Raw genomic sequence first — 22,575 nt, 5'->3', positions numbered from 1 at the left:
AGCGATCATGGTGCGGACAAGCTGGAGCTTTCTTGCCCTCTTCGGGCTTGGCGTGATCGCGGGGCCGGCCTGGGCCTGCGGCGGCGGCCCGAAGGATCTGGGCCATGGCCATGCGATCCGGCCGCTCCTCGTCACCAATACCGCGACCGGCGAACGCTGGCTTCGCTGGTATGTCGACGGCTCGCTGCATGCGGGCGAATCCGGCTTCTTCCGGCTTCCCCCCTTTGAACCGGGTGACCGCTGGGACAGCGCCGGGCAGGGCGGGGACGCGATTGCCGGCTGGTCGGCCCAGCCCTTCACCGACGGCCGGTTGACGATCACTGTCCAGGGCAGGACGGAAGGCGACACCAAGATACCGGTGCGCTACGTCCCGAAGCGGGGCGAGCCCCAGGATGTGCCGGTCTCGGTCACGGTCAAACCGCCCGAGCCGCCGCCGACGCTCACCGTCGAGGGGCCGACATTCACCGGCAGCGTCGCCGAGTATCGCACCTTCCAGATCCGCCTGAAGATTCCCCTGCCCGAAGGCTATCGCTGGGAGGTGGCCGAGGCGCAACATCTCCCCTATGGCGGCGAGGGAAAATGGCTGCCGTCCCGCCCGCCCGAACCCCGCGACGGGGACGGCCTGTTCTGGGCCTCGGCCCAGGGGCAGCGCACACGCATCGTCTTCATCCAGAAGCGCGACGGCTGGCAATTGTTCCCCGACACGGTGACGCTGGAACTCGACGTCATGCCGACCCCAAAATGCTGACGGCAATCCTGGCCGCCCGAGGACGTGGCGGCCCGGATCGGCGTCGGGCGGTTACTTGACCTCGAACGTACCGACCATGACCTCTTCGCCCCGGCCCGACAACCGCAGCACCACGTCCTGATCCTTTTGCTCGTCAGTGCCGAAGCCGGTGGTGAATTTCAGCATCAAGGTGGTGTAGGGCGACAGGATCTGCTGGCGATGGCCATAGAAGTGGGCCTTGACCTCGTAGGTTCCGGGCTTTGCCCGTTTCAGCATGAATTCCTCGGGGCCAAGGCCGCCGGTGAAGTCCCGCGACATGTGCCCGCCCTGATAGGTCAGGCGGTTGCCGTAAAAGGCCCGCTCGCCGTTCGGATCGATGACCCACAAATCCATGTCGGAATTGTCGGTGTCCCAGGTCAGCACCACCCGCATATCGACCGGCAGGTTGCGCAGCAGCCGGGGCTCGACCTTCGACAGGTCCAAGGTCTTGGCGCGGGCGGCCATGGCGTTCATCTCGCCCAGCGAGATCAGGTCGATGTCGGAGAAGCGGCTGTCCCAGCGGTGGGACGCGACATGCCACAGGAAATTGACCGCCTCTTGCGGGTTTCCGGCGGCGGCATTGGCCAGCCCCAGGTCGCGCCACGATTGCGGCTCGTCCGGAGCCAGGTCGCGGACGCGGGTCAGCGCTGTCAAGGCCAGGTCGGCCTTTCCGGCCTGCATCAGGCGATAGGCCAGGATGCGCAGCAGCGACCGGTTGCTCCAGCCCAGTTCGCCGACGTTGGACAAGATCCGCACCGCCAGATCCTCTTGTCCCGCTTCGAAGAAGATGTCGGCGGCATCGATGTAGAAGGCGGTGCTGTTGGCATAGGCCGGGCGCTGGGCCAGATAGGCGCCATAGCGCTGATCGGCGGGCGCATCCTTGATGCTGCGCAGATAGGGGGCGTTGGGAACCCACTTTTTCAGGCGGATCTCGATCTCGGGGCCCTTGGCCGAGCTGGGCCCGGTTCCGCCCGACGACGGCCTGGCGGACATGGCGGCGACTGGGGCCGGGGCGGCAGAGACCGCTCGGTCCCGTGATTCCGGTTCGGGCTTGGGTTTGGGCTTTTCCCCCTTGGGGAAGTCGCGGTTCCACCAGTCGGCCAGGGCGTCGAAGCGTCGCACCAAATTCTCGACTTGCTGGCTGTCGGCCTTTGGGTCCAGGCGGCTCGGCTGTCTCCGGGCCAGGAACTCGGCCCGCATGTTACCCGGCGGCGGCATGACGTCGTAGCGAAGGAAATCCTCCAGCCGTTCCAAAGCCAACAGCGAGGTCTCGTCCGAGATCACGCCGAAGGTCTCGCCCAGGCTCAGGATTTCGGCGCGATTGCGGTTGCCGTCGCTCTTCAGTTGGGCGATCCGCAGATCGGCCCAGCGCTTGGCGGCGAATCCGTCCGAGTTGCGGTCCTCGTCCATCGGGACCGCAAGCGTCCTGCGGCTGGTCTTGCCGGCCCCGTCGATGGTCTCGACCGTCACCACGGCCTTTGGTCCGGTCACCCGGCCGGCCAGGACCAGCCGGCCGGATTCCGGGTAGATCGAGCCGGCGACCAGATTGTCGACGCCTTCACCGCTAAGGGCGGAAAGGCGGGGCCGGATGGTGGTCAGATCGGCCAGGGCCTGCCCGGTCGACAGCGCCATCAGGTCGAGATACTGGCCCTTCGAGGTCTCGGCCAGGTGACGCAGGCGGCCGGCATCGGCCTGGGACGAGGCATTGATCGCGAACAGCGGCGCCGCGACGCGCGGCTGCGGCGCCCCCCAATTGGCCAGACCGTCCGAGAACAGCAGCGCCGGGGTCTTGTCGCCGGTCAATCCCTCGGGCAGCGACCAGGCGGACGGGTTGGTGGCGCCGTCATAGGCAACGGTTTCGAGAACCGCGCGCAGGGCCGACCAATCGCCGTTGGCGATGGTGAATTGCCGGGGCGTCTCGGCCTGGTCGCGGGCGACCACCAACGTCACCTCGGTCGTGCCCAGCTTGCGGAAATAGGCGTCGAGCAGGGCGAATTCGCGGTCATGGTCGCGCGCGGCGCCCGAGCCCGAGGCGTCCCACACCAGCGCCAATGCGGCCGGGGCGGGGCGGGGCACCGAGCCCCCGGCGACCGGGACGTCCGCATAGAAGTACGAATGCCGCTCGAACCACGAGCCGATGACGGAATCGCCACCGGGCGCGGTCCAAGTGATGCCAAGCCCGTCGCGCCGTTTATCCAGCGGCAGGAACCCGGAAAACTGGATGCCGGTCGCCGAGGGGCGCACGAAGCCCGTGCTCTTGTACTTGGGGGCGAATTGAACCACCCCGTTGGGAATGCCGGTCGTGCCGCCCTCGACCGACAGCACGGTGTTCTTGACGCCCCGGATGTCGGCGAAGGCCAGGGTCGGATCGAACCGGTTCACACCCTTGGCGTCGGGCATCACCGGTTCGGTGGTGACGAAGGTCACTACCCGCTTGATCTTCGGCAGCAGGGGATAGACCCGCAGGGAATAGATGTTCCCCTCGGCCTTTTCCATCAAGGCGGGGTCGGCCGCGACCCGTTCGATCGCTTCGAAGACCGAGGTCCCCTTGGCCTTGGGCACCGGCACCGCCTGCAGCACCGGGCCTCCTTCCGCCGCCGGCGACAGCCAGAAGCTGGTGATGGTCTGGTTCTCGCGCAAAGGAAAGCTCAGCGCGCCTTCCAGCGGGGTGGAATTGGGATTTTCCAGGCAGATTTCGGTCTCGGTGACGACGACGCGGGCATAGATGCGGGGTTTGATCCAGATGCCGCAAACCTCGATGGGCTCTTTGCCCGAGGTCGCCCTGATGATCGGAGTCTGCATTTGCGCGGCGACGGGCTGGGACAGCACCGTCAAAGCAAGCACGATGCCCGTAACCCATGTGCGCATATTGCCCCCCCAATGATCCAGGTCTGCCGCGCCCCCACCCCGAGAACCGCCTTGATGGCCACCTGGAACCGTCAGCGTAGATTAAACCAAGGGCGAGGGGAAGGAGCACCCGCCCCGCAAAATCCTGGATTTCGCCTAATCTGCGCCGTAAATTCCAGATACCGTGCTTGTGATGGCGCGGTTTGCGCAGGAATCCTTGCGATTGGAAATTCCCATGATCACGCGCTGGCGCCAAAGCTTTGCCCTGCTGCTTCTCTGTTTGGCGGGCTGCACGCCTCTCGTCCTGGAAAGCGGTACGCGGCATTTCGCCGCCGGCGAGTATTCCCAGGCGTTGGCGGACGGTCGCTATGCCGTCAACGAGAGCACCCCAAGGCTCGCATCCATCGTCAATCGGCCCGATCATGTCGAGTTCCATTTCGAGCCCGATGACAGCGGTCCCGTCACCTTGATCGGCGGATTCGTGGCGTTGAGGACGCCCGGTTTCTTCATCTTCCAGGCCACCGACGCCATCGAGAACGGCACGCCGGTGGAGAAGAAGCCCGGGGAAGCCACCACCTACGTTCCCGTGCGTGTCGCCCCGTCCGGCGAGGTGACGTGGTATATCGGCCCCAAAGGGCAGTGCGACGCCCAATGTGCCGGACTGCTGTCCACCCACGGTTTCAAGCGCGACGGCGCCGATCGGTGGAACGCGCCGAAGCCCTTGTCCCGCGAGCAGATTCTTGCCTTCTACGAGGATCTGGCGCCGATTCTGGAACGCCAGCCCGATGATTGGGAGGGCGTTCGGATGATCCGTATAGCCGGTTCATGATGGACGGTCGGGCCGATCGTCGCCGGGTGATGGCCTGGCTGACCGGCGGGATCGCCTTTGCCCGGCTGGGTCCGGCGGCGGCCCAATCCGATCTTCTCGACCCCGCCAAACTGGGTAAGGGCGGCCAGGCGCCGAAGGGGGCGGCCCCCGACGATCTGCTGGACGGCAGCCGGGTCAGGGCCACCTTGCCATCCGCCACGGCCGGCGACGGCGAGGCGCGGCCCAAACGCTCGTCGCCGGGCTATGCCCGCTCGATGGCGAGCTCGGTGGTCGCCTCCATGGCGGGCCTCGCCTCCGAGGCCATTCGGCTGATCGCCGAGGTCAAGCGTCTGACCCAGAGAAAGGCCGATCTTGAACGCCAGCTCGCCGACCTGATGGCCGAGAGGGACATCAAGTTGGAGGAATATCGCAGCGGGCTGTTCTGCTCGGGGTGCGGATTGACGCGCTCGGAAATCCACGCCAAGGGCGAGACCTTCCCGCATCCGGGGCAGCGCATCGTTCAGCCCACGCCCGAAGAAATCGAGGCCAAGGAGCGGGAATTGCAAGCCCCCATCGACCGGCTTCGTCGCGAGCTCGACGCGGTGCGGAGCAAGCTGGCCCAGACCATCGCCGAGCGCGACGAGGCGCTGGATCAGCTTGAACACGGGCTAAGACTATGGCGGACGGCCGTCACCTTCGAATACGAACTGCTCGCCCTGGCCGATCACGATGACGAGGTCGCCCACAAGGCGCGGCTGGAGGAAATCGACAGCCAGCTCCGCAAAATCTCGTCCGAGAGAGTTTGGAACAAGGACAAACGCAAGGACGAGGAACTGAACCGGGATTGGGACAGCTGGAAGACCATGCGGGCCGAACTGGACGAGCGGCGGGACCGGCGCCGTCTCGCCAACGAGAAGGACCGCGCGCGGGCCACCGCGACCGCCAATTCCGAAAGGAACGAGCTTAACGGCTATATCCATTCCGGCGAGATTTCCCACTTCATCGCGTCCAGGGCCAACGCTTCTCCGATCCCGGATGTGGGGTTGGGCGGGTTGGGCGGTTTCTACCGCATGGGCGATCACAACCCGAAACACGAGGTCGCCGTGCTTCCCAATGTCCGCGTCTTCATCGACCGCTTCAGCGCCAGCCCGCACTATCTGACCAGCTACGCCCCTCCCGTCGGCGCCAGAGCCATTCCATGATCCGCCCCGGCAAGGTTCTGCGCGCTGCCCTGTTCGCCCTAATGGTGGCCTGCGGCGATGCTGGCGCGGCCGATTATGACGGGTTGATCGCCCAGGCCCGCCTTCTTCTGGAAGGGGGCGGCGTCGAGGGCGCCCTGGCCGCGTCGGCCGAAGCGGTCAAGCTCGACCCGGCGGGCTTCAAGGGCCATTACTATCAAGGCATGGCGCTGATGGGCCTTGGTCGTTTCGAAGAGGCCCAGGTCGCCGCCGCCAAGGCCCTGGCCCTGGCCCCCGAAAGCGGGCGCGTCGCCGCGGAAAAGCTGGGCGATCTGGTGACGATCCGCAAGACCGAGGCGGAGGCCGAAAAGACCGCTTCGGCCGCCCTGGCCGACGGATTGATCGGTAAGGCGGCGCTTGCCTACGAGCGGGCCTGGGCGGCCGGGCGGGCCCGCCCGGACCTTGGGCTGAAGGCGGCCGATCTTTATGCCAATCGCCTGAAGACGCCCGTCGATGCCGGCCGCGTCCTGCGGCAGCTGATTGCCGCCCTGCCGGGCGGGGCCGAGGCCGAGTTGGCCCAGGCCGAACTGCACAAGATCGCCCCGACGCTTCGCACCATCGCTCAGGACCATGTCGGGGCCGCGCGCGGCCTTTCCGGCGACGAGCCGCTGCGTCGGCTGGAACAGGCCGAGGCTGCCGATCCCACCTATCCGGACATTTACGTCCAGCGCGCCCGAACCCTTGCCCGCGGCACCGATGGCGCCGCTCTGCGCGGCGCGTTGAAGGATCTGGCGCGGATGGACCTGGCCAGCCCGGACCTACTGGGCGACCTGTCCGACATGGCGGAATGGCTCAAGAAGCCAGAAATCGCCGCCTTTCTCGAGGATTTGGTCGGCCGGTCCCAGTACGAGGCGGTCGGAAAAGTCCTGGCCGCCAAGGCCGAGGACCGGCGCAAGGCGGACGAGGTCCGGCGGGCCAATGCGCTGAAGGAAGAGCAGGACCGGCTGGCCGCGCAGGCGCGAGAAGAGCGGGAAATAGAAGTCTGCCAGAAGTTGGTGGACGCCATGGCCAGGCAGAAAGCGTCGTACAAGCAGCTCAGGAACGACATCGACAGCGACAAGGAGCGTCTGAAGAACCTCAACAGACTGGTCGAGCAACAGCAAGAGACCAGCCAGAGATATCAGACTCCCACGCTCCGGGCGTTCGACCTTGCCCCCGATCGGGACAAGCTGAGGGGCGAGGTGAACGCCGCCATCGACGATCACAAAAGGCAGGTCAAGGCCTATAACGACATGGTCGATCGCTACAACAAGCGCTGTCTGAGCTATAAGGACGACCTTGATCTTCCCGATGATTTTTGATCCTTCGTCACGCGCCATCCTCATCGACCAAGTCGAGCACGCGGGAGAAGGTCGAGGTGCCGACGCCGTCCTCGTCGTTCCAGTCCTGGCGATATTCGGCGCGGCGCTCGATCAGGGCTGCGCGCAAGGCGCCGGCATAGGAATCGTCGTCGGCACCGGCAGCCATCCTGACCGCACGCTTGATCTCCTCGATGGCGGCATGGGCCAGTTTGGCCCGGCCGAAATCGCCACCTTTCTCCAGCCCGGTCGCATAGCGCGCCTCTTCACGTAGAATTTTGTTCACGGCGATGGTCAATTGTCGCTGGGTCATGCCCATTCCGCCTTCCATTGAAATTTGTCGGGGCGTGCGGGCGGCTGTTTGGATCAGCCCCCCGTCGGCAAGCCCAATCGGAATGTTACCCTGTCTTTCCCGGATCGCCGAACGTGCAAATCGGGCGGACCGACCAGGACCTGGTTCGCTCCATTCGCTCTTCTGGGCGGGGCGGGGATGGGCTAGATTGGTGTCATCAGCGGGGTAGGGGGGATTGACGGTGGCGGCATTGAAGACCAAGGGCGTTATTGTCCGCCTTGCCGGCCTTGTTGTGCTGGCCGGCGGCTTTCTTCTGCCCAGTCCAGCACGGGCCTGCGGCCCGGAGCCGTATATCGGGGAAATCTGCAGTTTCGCTGGAACCTATTGCCCGGAAGGCTATTTGCCGGCGGATGGGCGCACAGTGCCGATCTCCTCCCACCAAGCCTTGTATTCCCTGCTGGGGTCACGATTCGGCGGGAACGGCTCGTCGACCTTCGCGCTGCCCGACATGCGCGAGCAAAAGTCGGCTGGCGGCCAGTACCTGTCGGTCTGCATCGCCGTCCAAGGACTTTATCCGCCCCGGGGCGAAACCGCGGCGAGATCGACCACATCTCCACCGGCAACCGTCACTCCATCGGCCCAGTCCAATGCCGTCCCGGCGGGATCGCCGGTCACCGGCGCCTGCCAGGACGCCCAATTGCAGGTCGATAAGATGATCGCCCATTATCAGCGGGTCGGGCGCGACCTTGCCTTCGCAGACTTCATGAGACGGGATTCCGATTGGTTCAACGCCCCGCAAGTCGGTGCGGTTGCCACCAAGGACGGCCTCTTCAAGGTTCATCCGAATTTCCGGCTGGTGGATAACCCAGAGATGGTCAAACTGAAGGACGTCAATGGCCTTCTCGTCGTCGAGGAGATGATCAAGTCCGCCACTCAATCTCCGGCCGGCGGCTGGGCGCAATACACCTGGACCCACCCCGAGACCAGGAAGCTGGCGGTCAGGCGGGAATGGGTCAAGGTCCATGACGGTCTGATGTTCATGGCCACCTGCTATCCTTAGGTGTTTAGTTCCGGCATTTGATGGTGCATTCTTGTCCGCGGATCGGGTTCTTGCCCGCGAACGCGACTCTCTAGCCGGCACCCCCCGGCCGCACCAATGCTTCCGCCAGCGCCTTGGCGCCGACATAGTCGGTCTTGCCGGTGCCCAGCAGCGGGATGCGGTCGACCTTCAGCACCACCTTCGGCATCAAAAGCTCGGCCAGGCCCTGGGCCCGGAAGTGGGACAGCACCGCGTCCCGCGTCGCGTCGGCGCGGTCGGTCAGCATCACCAATTGCTCGCCCTTCCTGTCGTCGGCCAGGGCGACCACCGCGTGCTGGCCCTCGGGCCAGCGGGCGGCCAGCTCGGCCTCGACCTTACCCAACGACACCATCTCGCCGGCGATCTTGGCGAAGCGCTTGGCCCGGCCGACGATGCGCACGAAGCCCAGATCATCGATGGTGACGATGTCGCCGGTGTCGTACCAGCCCTCGGGCGGCGGCTCCAGCTCGCCGGGCTTTTCCACCCGGTAATAACCCAGCATGACGTTGGGGCCCTTCACCCACAGCCTGCCGCCTTCGTCGATGCCGGGCATCGATTCCAGGCGGTGCGAGATGCCCGGCAGCAGGCGGCCGACGCTGCCGGCCTGGAAGTGCATCGGCGTGTTGACCGCCAGCACCGGCGCCGTCTCGGTGGCGCCGTATCCTTCCAGGATGCGCAGGCCGAACTTGTCCATCCACACCCGCCTTGTCTCGTCCTTGACCTTCTCGGCGCCGGCGAAGACATAGCGCACGCTGTAGAAGTCGTAGGGGTTGGCGACCCGGGCATAGCCCGACAGGAAGGTGTCGGTGCCGAACAAGATGGTGGCGTTGGTGTCGTAGACCAACTCGGGCACGATGCGGTAATGCAGCGGGCTGGGATACAAGAACACCTTGATGCCGGCCAGCACCGGCAGCAGCAGCCCACCGGTCAGCCCGAAGGAATGGAACACCGGCAGGGCGTTGAACACGATGTCGGTGGGGCTGAAGGCGACGCGGGCGGCCAACTGGGCGCAGTTGGACAAGATGTTGGCGTGCGATAGCACCACTCCCTTCGGTGTGCCTTCCGAGCCCGAGGTGAACAAGATCACCGCCGGATCGTCGGGTTTGGCCCCGGTGCGGCGATGGAGGGTGGCGGCGAAGGGGCGGGCCAGCAGCGCGCGGATCTTGTCGACCGCCCCGATGCGGCCGCCGATGTCTTCCAGGTACAACACCCGGACCTTGGCCTCCAGCGCCTCGATCATGGCCGACAGGCGGGCCTGGTCGATGAAGCGGCGCGAGGTGACGATGGTGGCGATGCGGGCGGCCTGGCAGGCCGCCAGCACATTGCCGGCGCCGGTCGAGAAATTCAGCATGGCCGGCACCCGCGCCGTGGCCTGCAGGGCGAAGAAGGCGGCAGCGGTGGCGGCGGCGTTGGGCAGCAACAGGCCGACCGCCTCGCCCGGGCGGGTGTCGCCCGACAGAACCCGGCCCAAGGCCAGGCTGGAGGCCACCAGCCGGTCATAGGTCAGGGGCTTGCGGTTGACGTCATCGACCGCCAGCGCCTGGCCGCCATGAATGCGGGCGGTGTCCAGCAGGGCGCCGAACAAGGTGCGGTCGCGGTGCGCGGTCTCGAACATCATCGCCGACATGACGTCGTAAAGGGCGATTCCGATGCGGCGGCGGCGGACGCGGCCCTTGATCTCGTCCGGCACGTCGAAGCGCCGGGGCGGCAGCACGGTGATGGTGATGGTGGGAAACCACCTCAGGCGCAGCTTGCCCTTCAGGCGCGAGAAGGGGGTGAACTCGGCGCCGTCGATGCGGATCGGCACCACGGGCGCGCCGGCGCGGTCGGCGATCATGCCCGGCCCCTCGTAGATCTTCATCAGCGCGCCGGTGACGGTCAGGCGGCCCTCGGGGAAGATCACCAGGCTTTTGCCCTCTTGCACCACGCGGATCAGGCTTTTGGTCGACATCGGGTTGGTGGGATCGACCGGGAAGGCCTCGACCACCCGCAGGAACGGCTTCACCCACCATTGCTTGGCGGTCAAGGTGTTGATGGCGAAGACCGGCTTTTGGGGGAAGAAGGCGGCCAGCAGCGCCGGGTCGAGGAACGAGGTGTGGTTGACCACGATCACCGCAGGCAGGCCAGCCTTGGGCAGGTTTTCCAGGCCGCGCACCTCGACCCGGTACATCCGGCGGAACAACCAGGCGAACAGGCCCTTCAGCACGGTATCGGGCAGCAGGCCGCAGATATAGATGGCCACCCCCAGATTGGCCAGGCCCAGGGTCAGGAAGATGTCGGTGGCGGTGAAGCCGGCCGCCAGCATGCCGGCGCTGGCCAGGGCGGCGGCGACGATGAAGGCGGCGTTGACCAGGTTGTTGGCGGCCACCACGCGTGAGCGCACCGCTTCGTCGGAATGGGCCTGCAAGATGGCGTAAAGCGGCACGATATAGATGCCGCCGCACACCGAGAAGGCCAGCAGGTCGGCCAGTACCCGCCAGCATTCCGGCCGGGCCAGGAACTCGGACAGGCCGGCCAGGCCCGGTCCGCCCGCCGCAGGGCCGGCGGCGAACCACAGATCCAGCGCGAACAGGGTCATGCCCAGGGCGGCGAAGGGAACGTGGCGGGCCGAGACCTCGCCGTTCAGCATGCGGCCGCACAGCACCGAGCCCACGCCGATGCCGATCGAGAACATGGTCAGCATCAGCGTCACCACATGCTCGTCGGCGACCAGCACGTCCTTGGCGAAGGCGGGGAATTGCGACAGATAGGTCGCGCCCACCAGCCAGAACCACGAAATGCCCATCACCGACAAGAACAGGTCGCGCTGTTTCCTGACCAGGCCGTAAAGCGTGGCGGTCTCGCGCACCAGATTCAGGCCGACCTTGACCTGGGGATTGGCCCCATGGGCCTGGGGCAGCGCCAGGCTGGCGGCGAAGCCTAAGGTCGCCAGCGCCACCATCGACCAGGCGACGATGGAAAGGCCGTTCTCGACCAGCACCAAGGTCCCGCCGGCAATGGTGCCCAGCAAGATGGCCAGGAAGGTGCCGCCCTCGATCAGGGCATTGCCGCCGATCAACTCGTCTTCCTTCAGATATTCCGGCAGCACGGCGTACTTGATCGGGCTGGTGAAGGTCGATTGCAGGCCCAGCAGGAACAGCGCAACCAGCATGCCGGGCACGTTCTCGGCCACCAGCGCCCAGGCGCCCAGGGCGGAAATGGCGATTTCGGCCGCCTTCCAGCCCTTCATCAGCATGGATTTCTCGAAGCGGTCGGCCATCTGGCCGGCGGTGGCCGAGAACAGGAAATAGGGCGAGATGAACAAGCCCGCCGCCACCGTCGCCAGCACCTGCGGCTCCATGCCGGCCCGCGCCCCCAATTGGTAGACCACCAGGATCACCAGCGCGTTCTTGAAGAAATTGTCGTTGGCGGCGCCGAAGAACTGGCTGACGAACAACGGCAGGAAACGGCGGCGCGCCAACAGGTGGAAGGTTTTGTCAGCCATGGGGGGCCTCCGTGGGATTAAGCGCGCGCCAGCAGGCGGCGGCGATGTCGTCGGTGAAACGGGACAGGGGGGCTTCCAGCCGGCCATAGACGATGGCGGTGGCCGGCTGCAGCATCAGCCCCAGGATCATGGCTGTCCCCAGTGCCGCGTCGGTCAGGGTGATCTCGCCGTCTTGCACCCCTTGCTCGACCAGGGAATGCAGCACGGAAACCGGGTTGGCGGCATCGTCGGGAACGCGCGCCAGCGCCTGGTGGCTCACCAGCAGCAGGAAGCGGAACAGGGTCGGGTTGTTGTCGTGGAAGCGAAACACCTCGGCCACCAGTGCGGCCAGCCGGGCGCGAAAGCCGGCCTGCTGCCGCCCAAGCGTGGTCAGCCGATCGGCGAAGGCTGCGTAGTTGCTGGCGAACAGGTCGGCGACCAGATCGTCCTTCGAGGCGTAGTGGCGATAAAGGGTGCCCTCGGCGATGCCGGCCGCCTGGGCCAGGTCGCGCACGCTGGTCTCGGTCACGCCCTTGGCGACGAACAGCGTCAGCGCCGCCTGGTGAATGCGCAATTTGGTCGCTCGTCCGTCCCGCATGACCCTACCTGCCTAATGTGAACGTTCACTCACAATGACAGCAGGGCGTGCCGCCGTCAAGAGGGGGGGCGACTCCCGCCAATGGTTCGGCTTACGCTAACCGCTTTTTAAGTGCGATCGCCGATTCTATCTCCCAGAACAGGGGTAGGGACGTGGGGATGCCGAACCGGGTTGGCGCCGTCATCTGGATCACCGGCCTTTCGGGGGCGGGGAAAAGCACGTTGGGGCATCTGCTGTGGAACGCCCTTAAAGAGGCCGGCCAGCCGGCGCTGTATCTCGACGGCGACGTGCTGCGCGAGATGCTGGGCGCGGTCGATGCCCATGGGCCGGAACAGCGCCTGGCCCTGGCCCACACCTATGGCCGCATGTGCAAGGTGCTGGCCGAGCAAGGGGCCGTCGTGGTGTGCTCGACCATCTCGATGTTCCATGCGGTCCGGCGGTGGAACCGCGACCATATCCCCGGTTATGTCGAGATCTATCTGAAGGTGCCGCTGGACGAACTGGTGCGCCGCGACCCCAAGGGTCTTTACGCCAAGGGGGTGAACATGCAAGGCCTGGATCTGCCGTTCGAGGAGCCCGAGGCCCCCGATCTGGTCATCGACAATTTCGGCGCCACGGCGCCCGATCAGGCCGTGAACCTTATTCTGGACCATCTGAAAGGACATCCGTCATGACCAGCTCGTTGCGTCCCGGTGATTTCTCGCGGCTGGCCGACGATTATTCCGCCTATCGGCCCGGCTATTGCCCGTCGGTGCTGTCGGCCCTGCTGGGGCTATATCCGTCGCGCGCCATCGATTGCGCCGATGTCGGCGCCGGCACCGGCATCTGGACGCGAATGGTGGCGGCCGCCGGGGTGCGTTCGGTGGTGGCGGTCGAACCCGACGATTCCATGCGGGCCAACGGCGAGCGCGACAGCGCTGGCACCGGCATCGTCTGGCGCAAGGGCACCGGCGATGCCACCGGATTGGGCGATGCGTGCGTCGATTGGCTCAGCATGGCCTCGTCGTTCCACTGGGTCGACACCGCCGCCGGGCTGGCCGAGTTCGCCCGCGTCCTGCGGCCCGGCGGGCGCTTCGTCGCCCTGTGGAACCCGCGCTGGATCGAGGCCAATCCGCTGCTGGTCGAGATCGAATCCTATCTGACCGAGCTGTGCCCCGATCTGAAGCGGGTGTCGTCGGGACGTTCGGGCGTGACCGAGACCTTGGCGGCCACCTTGCGCGCCCACCCGCTTTACGACGACGTGCTGTATCTGGAAGGCGAGCATGTCGCCCGCCAGAGCCCGGCCCAGTATCTGGGGGCCTGGCGCTCGGTCAACGACGTGCAGGCCCAGTTGGGGGCCGAGCGCTTCGCCGCCTTCCTGGACCGGGCCGAGGCCCGCATCAAGGACATGGATTTCATCGAGACCACCTACCGCACCCGCACCTGGACGGCCAGGCGAAAAGGATAGACATGGGCTTCGTCTTTCGCAGCAAGGCGGAAACGCTCGAGGCGCTGGCCGGGCGCCTGCAATCGGCGTCGGTCCTGCCCTTGTTCCATGTCGGTACCGCCGAGTGGAAAGCCGACCGCAACGGCGTGCTGGCCCGCCTGGGCCGGCTGGATTGGGCCGGCGCCCCGCTGATCGTGCGCTCCAGCGCCGAGGGCGAGGATGGCGAATGCTGTTCCATGGCCGGCAAGTTCCTGTCGCTGCAAGATGTCGGATTGGCCGAGGCCCCGGCGGCGATCGACCGGGTGGCCGCCGCCTATGGCCGCGACAATCCCAAGGACCGCGTGCTGATCCAGCCGATGCTGGCGGGCGTCGCCGCCTCGGGCGTGGCCTTCACCCGCGATCCCTCGACCGGCTCGCCCTATCTGGTGGTCAACGGCGCCGAGGGCGCGGATACCTCGGTGGTGACCGGCGGCAAGGCCGGCGCCACCTGGTGCCGCACCCATTGGCGCTTCGGCCCGGAACCGCAAGACGACCGCATCCGCCCGATCCTGCTGCTGGCCCGCGAACTGATCGCCATCACCGGCCGCGACGCGCTGGATATCGAGTTCGCCTTCGACCAGGGTGGCCGCCTGTGGCTGCTGCAGGTTCGCCCGTTGGCGGTGGCCACCGGCGTCGAGGATGCCGAACTGGACCGCGCCGTCCGTCAGGTGATGGCCAAGGTCGGCCAGGCGATGTGCCCGCATCCGCTGTTGAAGGGCGCGCGCACGGTGTTCGGCATCATGCCCGACTGGAACCCGGCCGAGATCATCGGCGTGCGTCCCAGTCCGCTGGCCTTGTCGCTGTACCGCGAATTGGTCACCGACAGCATCTGGGCCTATCAGCGGCACAATTACGGCTATCGCAACCTCAGAAGCTTCCCGTTGCTGGTCCATTTCCACGGGCTGCCCTATATCGACGTCCGCGTCAGCTTCAATTCCTTCGTGCCGCGCGATGTCGATGGCGAGCTGGCGGAAAAGCTGGTCGATTATTACATCGAGCGCCTGCTGGCCCGGCCCAGCCTGCACGACAAGGTCGAGTTCGAGATCGTCTTGTCGGCCTACACCTTCGACATGGATCAGCGGCTGGACACCCTGGCCGCCCACGGCTTTTCCGAAGACGAGTGCACCGGCCTGGCCGATGCGCTTAGGCGGCTGACCAACACCATCATCAATCGCAAGACCGGCCTGTGGCAGGCGGACATCGAGAAGGTCAGGGTGCTGGAAGAACGCCGCCAGTTGATCCAGACCAGCCGGATGTCGGCGCGAGAAAAGGTCTATTGGCTGCTCGAGGACTGCAAGCGCTATGGCACGCTGCCCTTCGCCGGCCTGGCGCGGGCCGGCTTCGTCGCCGTGCAGATGCTGCGCTCGCTGGTGGCGGCCGGCGTGCTGGCGCCCGAGGAGCTGAACGCCTTCCTGGGCGGGCTCAACACCGTCGGCTCGGAACTGGCGCACGACACCAAGAGCCTGGACAAGGCGGCCTTCCTGGCCAAATACGGCCATCTGCGCCCCGGTACTTATGATCTGCGCTCGCCCCGCTATGACCGTGCCCCCGAGCTGTATGGCATCGGCGACGGCCATGGTGGCGAGCCGCCGCCGCGGCCGCGCTTCGCTCTGTCGCTGCCGCAGATGCGCGCCATCGAATCCTTGCTGGCCCAGCACGGCCTGGACAACGACGTGGTCGGCCTGTTCGACTTCTTCCAGGCGGCGATCGAAGGGCGCGAGAAGTCGAAGTTCATCTTCACCCGCGCTTTGTCCGACGCGCTGGAATTGCTGGCCGAACTGGGCGAAAGCGCCGGCTTCGCCCGCGACGACATGGCCTTCGCCGATATCGCCGTCGTGCGCGAGTGGCAGGCATCCTGCGCCGATGACGCCGATACGTTGGCCGCCTCCATCGCCCGCGGCCGGGCGCAATACCGCCTGACCCAGGCCTTGCTGCTGCCGGCCTTGATCGCCGTTCCCGGCGACGTGTGGTCGTTCGCCACCCTGGACACCGATCCCAACTTCATCACCTTGAAATCGGTCACCGCCCCGGCCCGGCGCACCGGCGATTCCAGCCTGGCCGGCGCCATCGTCTGCATCGAAAGCGCCGATCCCGGCTTCGACTGGATTTTCGCCCATGGGATCGCCGGCCTGGTCACCGCCTTCGGCGGCACCAACTCGCACATGGCCATCCGCGCCGCCGAGCTGGGCATTCCGGCGGTGATCGGGGCCGGTCTGACCAAGTACAGCTGCTGGGCCAATGCTTCGGTGCTGCATCTGGATTGCGCCAACCGCAAGGTCGAGGTGGTCAGATGACCCGCCTGGTCGGACTGAGCCAGCGGGTGGTGGTCGATCCCCGCACCAATGAGCGGCGCGACGCGCTTGACCAGCGCTGGATGCCCTTCCTGGCCGCCTGCGGCATGACCGGCGTGCCTTTGCCCAACCATACCGAAACGGCGCTGCAGGTGGCCCAGGCCTGCGGCCTGGCGGCGCTGATCCTGACCGGCGGCAACGATCTGGCCGCCCTGGCTGGCGACGCGCCGGAACGCGACGAAACCGAGCGGGCCTTGCTGGATTGGGCGGCGGAGCGGCTGCCGGTCTTGGGTGTGTGTCGCGGCGCCCAGCATCTGGCCCATCTGGCCGGCGGGCAGCTGGAACGTGTCGGCGGCCATGCCGGCACCCGCCACCGGGTCGAGCCCCTGGGCCGCGAGGTCAACAGCTTCCACGATTGGGCCATCACCCAGGCCCCGCCTGGCGCCGATGTGCTGGCCCGGGCGGCCGACGGCAGCATCGAGGCCTTTCGCCTGGGCAACCGCACCGCCATCTTGTGGCACCCCGAGCGCGAGGCACAGCCCCATCCCGACGATATCGCCCTGCTGAAAGGTTTGTGATGAAGGCCCTGATCCTGGCCGCCGGGCGCGGCAGCCGCATGCTGGCCCTGACCGAGGACCGCCCCAAGGGGCTGGTGGAACTGGCCGGCCGGCCGTTGCTGGATTACCAATTGGCCGCCCTGACCGGGGCCGGCTGCGGCCCCATCGGCGCCGTCACTGGCTATATGGCCGACGCGCTCGAGGGCAGGGGGCTGACCCTGTTCCACAATCCGCGCTGGGCCCAGACCAACATGGTCGCCTCGCTGGCCTGCGCCGAGGAATGGCTGCAAGACGGGCCGGTGGTGGTGTCGTACTCGGATATCTTCTACCAGGCGCAGGCGGTCCAGGCGCTGCTGGCCGCCGATGCCGACATCGCCATCACCTTCGATCCCCATTGGCTGGGTCTGTGGCAGGCCCGTTTCGCCGAGCCGCTGGCCGACGCCGAGACCTTCCGCCGCGACGATCAGGGCTTCCTGCTTGAGATCGGCGCCAGGGCCGCCAGTCTGGACGAGATCCAAGGCCAGTATATGGGCCTGCTGCGCTTCACCCCGGCCGGCTGGCGCAGGGTTCAGGATTTGCGGCAAAGCCTTCCCCCGGACCAGCGCGACCGGTTGGACATGACCGGCATGCTGCGCCGGCTGCTGGAGCAAGGTGCCAGGATCCAGGCCGTCCCGGCCCCCTTCCCGTGGGGCGAGGTCGATGCCGAAACCGACCTGGCGGTCTATCAGGCCCGACCGAAAAGCTTCGGCCTGCCAGAGTAACGGCTTTATCCTCAAACACACGCAAGGCGGCCCATCGGCCGCCTTCGCTGTTTCTGGATTGGGTTGTGTCTATAGACTAGGCCGGGCTGGTCGTCGGCTCATTACATCAAATGTAACGAATTGTACGCAAATAATACTAATCATTTCAAAAACACTATTGTTTGTGAACAATAATACCTTTGACTTCTTCTGTCCCGCATGACAATTTTCATCGGCAAATTTGGATGGCTGGGTTGCAATTCCGACATGGCAATCCAATCTGCAATTTTGGCAGCGACCAAGGCGCCGGTGTGACTGCGGGAGGCAGGAATGGGTGACGATTTCATCGTCGAGACGAAGAATCTGACCAAGGAATTCAAGGGATTCGTCGCGGTCTCGGATGTCAATCTCAGGGTTCGCCGCCACACCATCCACGCGCTGATCGGCCCCAACGGCGCCGGCAAGACCACCTGCTTCAACCTGATCACCAAGTTCCTGCAGCCGTCGCGCGGGCAAATCTTGTTGAACGGCCGCGACATCACCAAGACCGAGCCGGCGGCGATCGCCCGCTTGGGCATGGTGCGCAGCTTCCAGATCTCGGCGGTGTTCGGCCATCTGACCGCGCTGGAAAACGTTCGCGTGGCGCTGCAGCGCAAGCAGGGCAATTCGATGCATTTCTGGCAGTCCGACCGCTCGCTGGACAGCCTGAACGAGCGGGCCGAGCAATTGCTGGCCGATGTCGGCATGCTGGAATACCGCGACACCGCCGCCGGTGAATTGTCCTATGGCCGCAAGCGGGCGCTGGAGATCGCCACCACCTTGGCGCTCGAGCCCGAGATGCTGCTGCTGGACGAGCCGATGGCCGGCATGGGCAGCGAGGACGTCGCCCGCACCGCCCAATTGATCCGCCGCGTGTCGGCCAGCCGCACGGTGTTGATGGTCGAGCACAATCTGTCGGTGGTCGCCGACCTGTCCGACACCATCACCGTCCTCAAGCTGGGCAAGGTGCTGGCCGAGGGGCCTTACGGCGAGATTTCCCAGAACCCGGAAGTGATCGAGGCCTATATGGGACACGGAGTGGGCAGCCATGCATAAGCCCGACGCGCTGTTGAAGGTCTCCGGGCTGGAAGCCTGGTACGGCGAATCGCACATCCTGCACGGCATGGACTTCGAGGTGGCGGCCGGCGAGGTGGTCACGCTTCTGGGCCGCAACGGCGCCGGCAAGACCACCACCATGAAATCGATCATGGGCATGGTGGCCAAGCGCAAGGGCAGCGCCACCTTCGGCGGCACCGAGACCGTCGGCCTGGCGTCCAACCGCATCGCCCGGCTGGGCATCGCGCTGTGCCCGGAAGAGCGCGGCATCTTCGCCTCGCTGAACGTGCGCGAGAACATGGTGCTGCCGCCGGTGGTGCAGGAAGGCGGCATGAGCCTGGACGAGGTCTACGGTCTGTTTCCGCGTCTGCTGGAGCGCGCTTCCAGCCAGGGCACCAAATTGTCGGGCGGCGAGCAGCAGATGCTGGCCATCGCCCGCATCCTGCGCACCGGCGCCAAGCTTTTGCTGCTGGACGAGCCGACCGAGGGACTGGCCCCGGTGATCGTCCAGCATATCGGCGACATCATCCGCCAATTGAAGTCCAGGGGCTTCACCATCTTGCTGGTGGAACAGAACTTCCACTTCGCCGCCACCGTCGCCGACCGCCATTACGTGGTCGAGCACGGCAAGGTCATCGACATGATCCCCAACGATCAGCTGTCCCAAAGCATGGACAAGCTGAAGGGATATTTGGGCGTTTAGAGCGTGTTCACGCCAAGCGTGAACACGCGGGCGAGCCCGAGCGGCGCCTGAGCGGCCCGCTACGGGCCATACATAAGACTCTGGACCGGTTTTGGCTCAAGCGGAAGCCGGTCCAGGGACAAGATAAAACCAAACGGGAGTAGAGACGATGTTGAAGAAAGCTTTGATCGGAGCGGCCTGTCTGACCGCCATGACCGTCGCCCAGGCCCAGGCCCAGCAGGCCTATAGCGACAACAAGATCAAGATCGGCATTCTGACCGACCTGTCGGGCACCTATTCCGACCTGGCCGGCAAGGGAACCATCATCGCCGCCCAGATGGCGATCGAGGATTTCGGCGGCAAGGTCAATGGCGTGCCGGTCGAGATCGTCTCGGCCGATCACCAGAACAAGGCCGACATCGCCTCGTCCATCGCGCGCAAGTGGTATGACACCGAGCAGGTCGATGCCATCGCCGAACTGGTGACCACCGCGGCCGCCGTGGCGGTGCGCGAGGTGTCGAAGGAAAAGGGCAAGATCGACCTGGTGTCGGGGGCGGCCTCGACCGCGCTGACCAACGCCAAGTGCTCGCCCACCGGCTTCCACTGGACCTACGACACCGCGGCGCTGGCCAACGGCACCGCCAACGCGGTGGTCAAGAATGGCGGCAAGTCGTGGTACTTCCTGACCGCCGACTACGCCTTCGGCCACGATCTGCAGGCCCAGACCGAGCGCGTGGTCAAGGCCAATGGCGGCGAGATCAAGGGCGCGGTGCGCCATCCCTTCCCCAATTCGGATTTCTCGTCCTTCCTTTTGCAGGCGCAAAGCTCGGGTGCCCAGATCATCGGCCTGGCCAATGCCGGCGCCGACACCATCAATTCCATCAAGCAGGCCAAGGAATTCGGCATCACCCAGGGCGGCCAGTCGCTGGCCGGCCTGCTGGTGTTCATCACCGACATCCACTCGCTGGGGCTGGACACCGCCCAGGGCATGATGATGACCACCGGCTATTACTGGGACATGGACGACGAGACCCGCGCCTGGTCCAAGCGCTGGTCGGCCAAGATGGACGGCAAGATGCCGTCGATGGTCCATGCCGGCACCTATTCGTCGGTGATCCATTACCTGAAGGGTCTGGCCGCCGCCAAGACCGACGACGGCATGAAGGTCGCCGACCAGATGCGCGCCCTGCCCATCAAGGATGCCAGCGGCTTCGCCAAGAACGGCAAGATCCGCGCCGACGGCCGCATGGTCCACGACATGTATCTGGCCCAGGTCAAGAAGCCGGCCGAATCGAAGGGCCCCTGGGATTACTACAAGATCACCCGCACCATCCCCGGCGACGAGGCCTATCAGCCGCTGGCCGACAGCAAGTGCGATCTGGTGAAGAAGTAAGTTGACGTCCGGCCGGGGCGGGGCGCGATCAAGGCGCACCGTCCCGGGCGGAACCCGCCCAAGCGAGGCCCGATAGCCATGATGACCCTGTTCGGCATCCCCACCGCCGCCTTGTTCGGGCAATTGCTGCTCGGACTGATCAACGGTGCCTTTTACGCCATGCTCAGCCTGGGGTTGGCGCTGATTTTCGGCCTGCTCAACATCATCAATTTCTCGCACGGCGCCCAATACATGATGGGAGCCTTCGTCGCCTGGCTGGCGCTGACCTATCTGGGGGCCAATTACTGGGTCGCCCTGGTGCTGGCGCCGGTGGCGGTGGCCGCCTTCGGCATCGTCCTCGAACGGACCATGCTTTCCAGGCTTTACAAGCTGGACCATCTGTACGGCCTGCTGCTGACCTTCGGCCTGGCCCTGATCATCGAAGGCATCTTCCGCCAGCTTTACGGCATTTCCGGCATGCCCTATGCGGTGCCGAAGGAACTGGCCGGCGGCTGGAATCTGGGATTCATGTATCTGCCGATCTATCGCGCCTGGGTGGTGGTGGCCTCGCTGGTGCTGTGCCTGGGCACCTGGCTGCTGATCGAGAAGACCAAGCTGGGCGCCTATTTGCGCGCCGCCACCGAGAACCCCGCCCTGGTCCAGGCCTTCGGCATCAACGTGCCGGTGATGATCACCCTGACCTACGGCTTCGGCGTGGCCCTGGCCGGCATCGCCGGCGTGCTGGCAGCACCCATCTATTCGGTCAACCCGCTGATGGGCTCGAACCTGATCATCGTGGTGTTCGCCGTGGTGGTGATCGGCGGCATGGGCTCGATCCTGGGCTCGGTGGTGACCGGCTTCATGCTGGGCATGCTGGAAGGCCTGACCAAGGTGATCTACCCGGAAGCGGCCAGCACGGTCATCTTCATGGTGATGGTGGTGGTGCTGCTGATCAAGCCCGCCGGCCTGTTCGGCAAGGGAGCGTGACGCCATGACCCATTCCCCGGTTTCCCTGGCGGTTCAGGCGCCCACCGTCGCCGCCTCTTCCAAGCGCCAGTCGCTGTTCGTGGCGGTGCTGCTGATCGTGGCCCTGGCCGCCCCCTTCGCCGTCTATCCGGTGTTCCTGATGAAGGGGCTGTGCTTCGCCCTGTTCGCCGCCGCCTTCAACCTGCTCTTGGGCTATGTCGGCCTGTTGTCGTTCGGCCATGCGATGTTCTTCGGCTGGTCGGCCTATATCACCGCCCATGCCGCCAAGGAATGGGGCCTGACCCCGGAACTGGCCATCTTGCTGGGCACTTTGTGCGCGGCCGGCCTGGGTGCGGTGGTCGGCTGGCTGGCCATCCGCCGCCAGGGCATCTATTTCGCCATGATCACCCTGGCTTTGTCGCAGTTGATGTTCTTCGTGGCATTGCAGGCCCCGTTCACCCATGGCGAGGACGGCATCCAGGGCGTGCCGCGCGGCCATCTGTTCGGGCTGATCGACCTGAACGACACCATGAACATGTATTACTTCGTGCTGGCGATCTTCCTGATCGGCGTGTTCTTCCTGTACCGGGTGGTGCATTCGCCGTTCGGCCAGGTCCTGAAGGCCATCCGCGACAACGAGCCGCGCGCCATCTCGCTGGGCTATCAGGTGGAACGCTACAAGCTGGTGGCCTTCGTCATCTCGGCGGGCCTGGCCGGGCTGGCCGGATCGACCAAAAGCCTGGTGTTCCAGCTGGCCTCGCTGGCCGACGTCCATTGGCACGCCTCGGGCGAGGTGGTGCTGATGACCCTGTTGGGCGGCGTCGGCACCGTGCTGGGGCCGACCGCCGGCGCCTTCCTGGTGGTGACCATCCAGAACTACTTCGCCACCGCCGGGTCGTGGGTGACCATCATCCAGGGCATCATCTTCGTCATCTGCGTCCTGGCCTTCAGGGCCGGTATCGTTGGCGTCTTCGCGCCTTGGCTGAAGAAGCGCGGCATCGACGCCTGATCCCATTCGG

The 22,575-nt window shown here is 65.8% G+C and carries 19 protein-coding genes; 15 read left to right on the top strand and 4 right to left on the bottom strand.

Annotated features, from left to right (window positions below):
- Positions 1-7: 7 nt before the first annotated feature.
- Positions 8-748 (top strand): hypothetical protein, encoded by a 741-nt coding sequence (locus A6A05_RS08460; RefSeq protein ID WP_156520961.1) that lies wholly within the window; start codon positions 8-10, stop codon positions 746-748.
- Positions 749-799: 51 nt separating this feature from the next.
- On the opposite strand, the gene A6A05_RS08455 is transcribed toward A6A05_RS08460, so the two are convergent.
- The gene (locus A6A05_RS08455; RefSeq protein ID WP_082910802.1) at positions 800-3,634 is read right to left on the bottom strand and encodes a DUF2135 domain-containing protein; all 2,835 of its coding nucleotides are present in this window, start codon (positions 3,632-3,634) and stop codon (positions 800-802) included.
- A gap of 214 nt (positions 3,635-3,848) precedes the next feature.
- On the opposite strand from A6A05_RS08455, the gene A6A05_RS08450 reads away from it, so the two are divergent.
- The 3 genes from A6A05_RS08450 to A6A05_RS08440 are packed head-to-tail and all read left to right on the top strand — an operon-like array spanning position 3,849 to position 6,960.
- A complete protein-coding gene (locus tag A6A05_RS08450; RefSeq protein ID WP_068499376.1) occupies positions 3,849-4,442 on the top strand; it encodes a hypothetical protein in 594 nt (197 codons plus the stop codon).
- Positions 4,439-5,623: a hypothetical protein gene (locus A6A05_RS08445; protein WP_156520960.1), complete on the top strand. Its 1,185-nt coding sequence runs from the start codon at positions 4,439-4,441 to the stop codon at positions 5,621-5,623. Before A6A05_RS08450 ends, A6A05_RS08445 begins: the two co-directional genes overlap by 4 nt.
- Positions 5,620-6,960, top strand: a complete 1,341-nt coding sequence (locus tag A6A05_RS08440; RefSeq protein WP_068499374.1) for a tetratricopeptide repeat protein — start codon at positions 5,620-5,622, stop codon at positions 6,958-6,960. Before A6A05_RS08445 ends, A6A05_RS08440 begins: the two co-directional genes overlap by 4 nt.
- Positions 6,961-6,967: 7 nt before the next feature.
- Here the strand turns inward: A6A05_RS08440 and A6A05_RS08435 are convergent, their stop codons facing one another.
- Positions 6,968-7,270 (bottom strand): hypothetical protein, encoded by a 303-nt coding sequence (locus A6A05_RS08435; RefSeq protein WP_156520959.1) that lies wholly within the window; start codon positions 7,268-7,270, stop codon positions 6,968-6,970.
- Between the two features lie 220 nt (positions 7,271-7,490).
- Here A6A05_RS08435 and A6A05_RS08430 point away from each other — a divergent pair, with 220 nt between their 5' ends.
- Complete coding sequence (locus tag A6A05_RS08430; protein ID WP_172822227.1) at positions 7,491-8,309, top strand: tail fiber protein; 819 nt, start codon at positions 7,491-7,493, stop codon at positions 8,307-8,309.
- Between the two features lie 70 nt (positions 8,310-8,379).
- Here A6A05_RS08430 and A6A05_RS08425 read toward each other — a convergent pair whose 3' ends face one another.
- Together A6A05_RS08425 and A6A05_RS08420 are read right to left on the bottom strand one after the other, a co-directional pair.
- Positions 8,380-11,811 (bottom strand): acyl-[ACP]--phospholipid O-acyltransferase, encoded by a 3,432-nt coding sequence (locus A6A05_RS08425; protein WP_068499369.1) that lies wholly within the window; start codon positions 11,809-11,811, stop codon positions 8,380-8,382.
- Positions 11,804-12,388 carry a TetR/AcrR family transcriptional regulator gene (locus A6A05_RS08420; protein ID WP_068499365.1) on the bottom strand — a complete coding sequence of 195 codons (585 nt, stop codon included), beginning with the start codon at positions 12,386-12,388 and terminating at the stop codon, positions 11,804-11,806. Before A6A05_RS08420 ends, A6A05_RS08425 begins: the two co-directional genes overlap by 8 nt.
- Positions 12,389-12,546: 158 nt before the next feature.
- On the opposite strand from A6A05_RS08420, the gene A6A05_RS08415 reads away from it, so the two are divergent.
- The 10 genes from A6A05_RS08415 (at position 12,547) to A6A05_RS08370 (ending at position 22,565) form a co-directional block, all read left to right on the top strand.
- The gene (locus A6A05_RS08415) at positions 12,547-13,062 is read left to right on the top strand and encodes an adenylyl-sulfate kinase (RefSeq protein WP_068499364.1); all 516 of its coding nucleotides are present in this window, start codon (positions 12,547-12,549) and stop codon (positions 13,060-13,062) included.
- Positions 13,059-13,835 (top strand): class I SAM-dependent methyltransferase, encoded by a 777-nt coding sequence (locus tag A6A05_RS08410; RefSeq protein WP_068499363.1) that lies wholly within the window; start codon positions 13,059-13,061, stop codon positions 13,833-13,835. Before A6A05_RS08415 ends, A6A05_RS08410 begins: the two co-directional genes overlap by 4 nt.
- Before the next feature lie 2 nt (positions 13,836-13,837).
- Complete coding sequence (locus tag A6A05_RS08405) at positions 13,838-16,147, top strand: PEP/pyruvate-binding domain-containing protein (protein WP_068499358.1); 2,310 nt, start codon at positions 13,838-13,840, stop codon at positions 16,145-16,147.
- Positions 16,144-16,722, top strand: a complete 579-nt coding sequence (locus A6A05_RS08400; protein WP_068499356.1) for a gamma-glutamyl-gamma-aminobutyrate hydrolase family protein — start codon at positions 16,144-16,146, stop codon at positions 16,720-16,722. The genes A6A05_RS08405 and A6A05_RS08400 overlap by 4 nt, the downstream gene beginning before the upstream one ends.
- Positions 16,722-17,462 carry a phosphocholine cytidylyltransferase family protein gene (locus A6A05_RS08395; RefSeq protein ID WP_068499354.1) on the top strand — a complete coding sequence of 247 codons (741 nt, stop codon included), beginning with the start codon at positions 16,722-16,724 and terminating at the stop codon, positions 17,460-17,462. The genes A6A05_RS08400 and A6A05_RS08395 overlap by 1 nt, the downstream gene beginning before the upstream one ends.
- Before the next feature lie 309 nt (positions 17,463-17,771).
- Positions 17,772-18,536: an ABC transporter ATP-binding protein gene (locus tag A6A05_RS08390; protein WP_068499352.1), complete on the top strand. Its 765-nt coding sequence runs from the start codon at positions 17,772-17,774 to the stop codon at positions 18,534-18,536.
- Complete coding sequence (locus tag A6A05_RS08385; protein WP_068499350.1) at positions 18,529-19,239, top strand: ABC transporter ATP-binding protein; 711 nt, start codon at positions 18,529-18,531, stop codon at positions 19,237-19,239. Before A6A05_RS08390 ends, A6A05_RS08385 begins: the two co-directional genes overlap by 8 nt.
- Positions 19,240-19,387: 148 nt before the next feature.
- Entirely contained in the window at positions 19,388-20,611 is a 1,224-nt protein-coding gene (locus A6A05_RS08380; RefSeq protein WP_068499347.1) for an ABC transporter substrate-binding protein, read from the top strand.
- A gap of 78 nt (positions 20,612-20,689) precedes the next feature.
- A complete protein-coding gene (locus A6A05_RS08375) occupies positions 20,690-21,577 on the top strand; it encodes a branched-chain amino acid ABC transporter permease (RefSeq protein WP_068499345.1) in 888 nt (295 codons plus the stop codon).
- A gap of 4 nt (positions 21,578-21,581) precedes the next feature.
- Positions 21,582-22,565 (top strand): branched-chain amino acid ABC transporter permease, encoded by a 984-nt coding sequence (locus A6A05_RS08370; RefSeq protein ID WP_068499344.1) that lies wholly within the window; start codon positions 21,582-21,584, stop codon positions 22,563-22,565.
- Positions 22,566-22,575: the final 10 nt, after the last annotated feature.

It is taken from the genome of Magnetospirillum moscoviense, from assembly GCF_001650635.1.
GTDB classification, from domain to species: domain Bacteria; phylum Pseudomonadota; class Alphaproteobacteria; order Rhodospirillales; family Magnetospirillaceae; genus Magnetospirillum; species Magnetospirillum moscoviense.
The sequence above is the reverse complement of the archived record's forward strand: the minus strand, read 5'-3'. Positions and strand labels throughout refer to the sequence as shown.

What these genes read in the sequence shown, in the direction of transcription:
- A6A05_RS08420 (WP_068499365.1), bottom strand. Translation starts at nt 12,388, where the DNA reads ATGCGGGACGGACGAGCGACCAAATTGCGCATTCACCAGGCGGCGCTG.
- A6A05_RS08380 (WP_068499347.1), top strand. Translation starts at nt 19,388, where the DNA reads ATGTTGAAGAAAGCTTTGATCGGAGCGGCCTGTCTGACCGCCATGACC.
- A6A05_RS08395 (WP_068499354.1), top strand. Translation starts at nt 16,722, where the DNA reads ATGAAGGCCCTGATCCTGGCCGCCGGGCGCGGCAGCCGCATGCTGGCC.
- A6A05_RS08425 (WP_068499369.1), bottom strand. Translation starts at nt 11,811, where the DNA reads ATGGCTGACAAAACCTTCCACCTGTTGGCGCGCCGCCGTTTCCTGCCG.
- A6A05_RS08385 (WP_068499350.1), top strand. Translation starts at nt 18,529, where the DNA reads ATGCATAAGCCCGACGCGCTGTTGAAGGTCTCCGGGCTGGAAGCCTGG.
- A6A05_RS08375 (WP_068499345.1), top strand. Translation starts at nt 20,690, where the DNA reads ATGATGACCCTGTTCGGCATCCCCACCGCCGCCTTGTTCGGGCAATTG.
- A6A05_RS08445 (WP_156520960.1), top strand. Translation starts at nt 4,439, where the DNA reads ATGATGGACGGTCGGGCCGATCGTCGCCGGGTGATGGCCTGGCTGACC.
- A6A05_RS08405 (WP_068499358.1), top strand. Translation starts at nt 13,838, where the DNA reads ATGGGCTTCGTCTTTCGCAGCAAGGCGGAAACGCTCGAGGCGCTGGCC.
- A6A05_RS08400 (WP_068499356.1), top strand. Translation starts at nt 16,144, where the DNA reads ATGACCCGCCTGGTCGGACTGAGCCAGCGGGTGGTGGTCGATCCCCGC.
- A6A05_RS08455 (WP_082910802.1), bottom strand. Translation starts at nt 3,634, where the DNA reads ATGCGCACATGGGTTACGGGCATCGTGCTTGCTTTGACGGTGCTGTCC.
- A6A05_RS08370 (WP_068499344.1), top strand. Translation starts at nt 21,582, where the DNA reads ATGACCCATTCCCCGGTTTCCCTGGCGGTTCAGGCGCCCACCGTCGCC.
- A6A05_RS08415 (WP_068499364.1), top strand. Translation starts at nt 12,547, where the DNA reads ATGCCGAACCGGGTTGGCGCCGTCATCTGGATCACCGGCCTTTCGGGG.
- A6A05_RS08450 (WP_068499376.1), top strand. Translation starts at nt 3,849, where the DNA reads ATGATCACGCGCTGGCGCCAAAGCTTTGCCCTGCTGCTTCTCTGTTTG.
- A6A05_RS08460 (WP_156520961.1), top strand. Translation starts at nt 8, where the DNA reads ATGGTGCGGACAAGCTGGAGCTTTCTTGCCCTCTTCGGGCTTGGCGTG.
- A6A05_RS08435 (WP_156520959.1), bottom strand. Translation starts at nt 7,270, where the DNA reads ATGACCCAGCGACAATTGACCATCGCCGTGAACAAAATTCTACGTGAA.
- A6A05_RS08410 (WP_068499363.1), top strand. Translation starts at nt 13,059, where the DNA reads ATGACCAGCTCGTTGCGTCCCGGTGATTTCTCGCGGCTGGCCGACGAT.
- A6A05_RS08390 (WP_068499352.1), top strand. Translation starts at nt 17,772, where the DNA reads ATGGGTGACGATTTCATCGTCGAGACGAAGAATCTGACCAAGGAATTC.
- A6A05_RS08440 (WP_068499374.1), top strand. Translation starts at nt 5,620, where the DNA reads ATGATCCGCCCCGGCAAGGTTCTGCGCGCTGCCCTGTTCGCCCTAATG.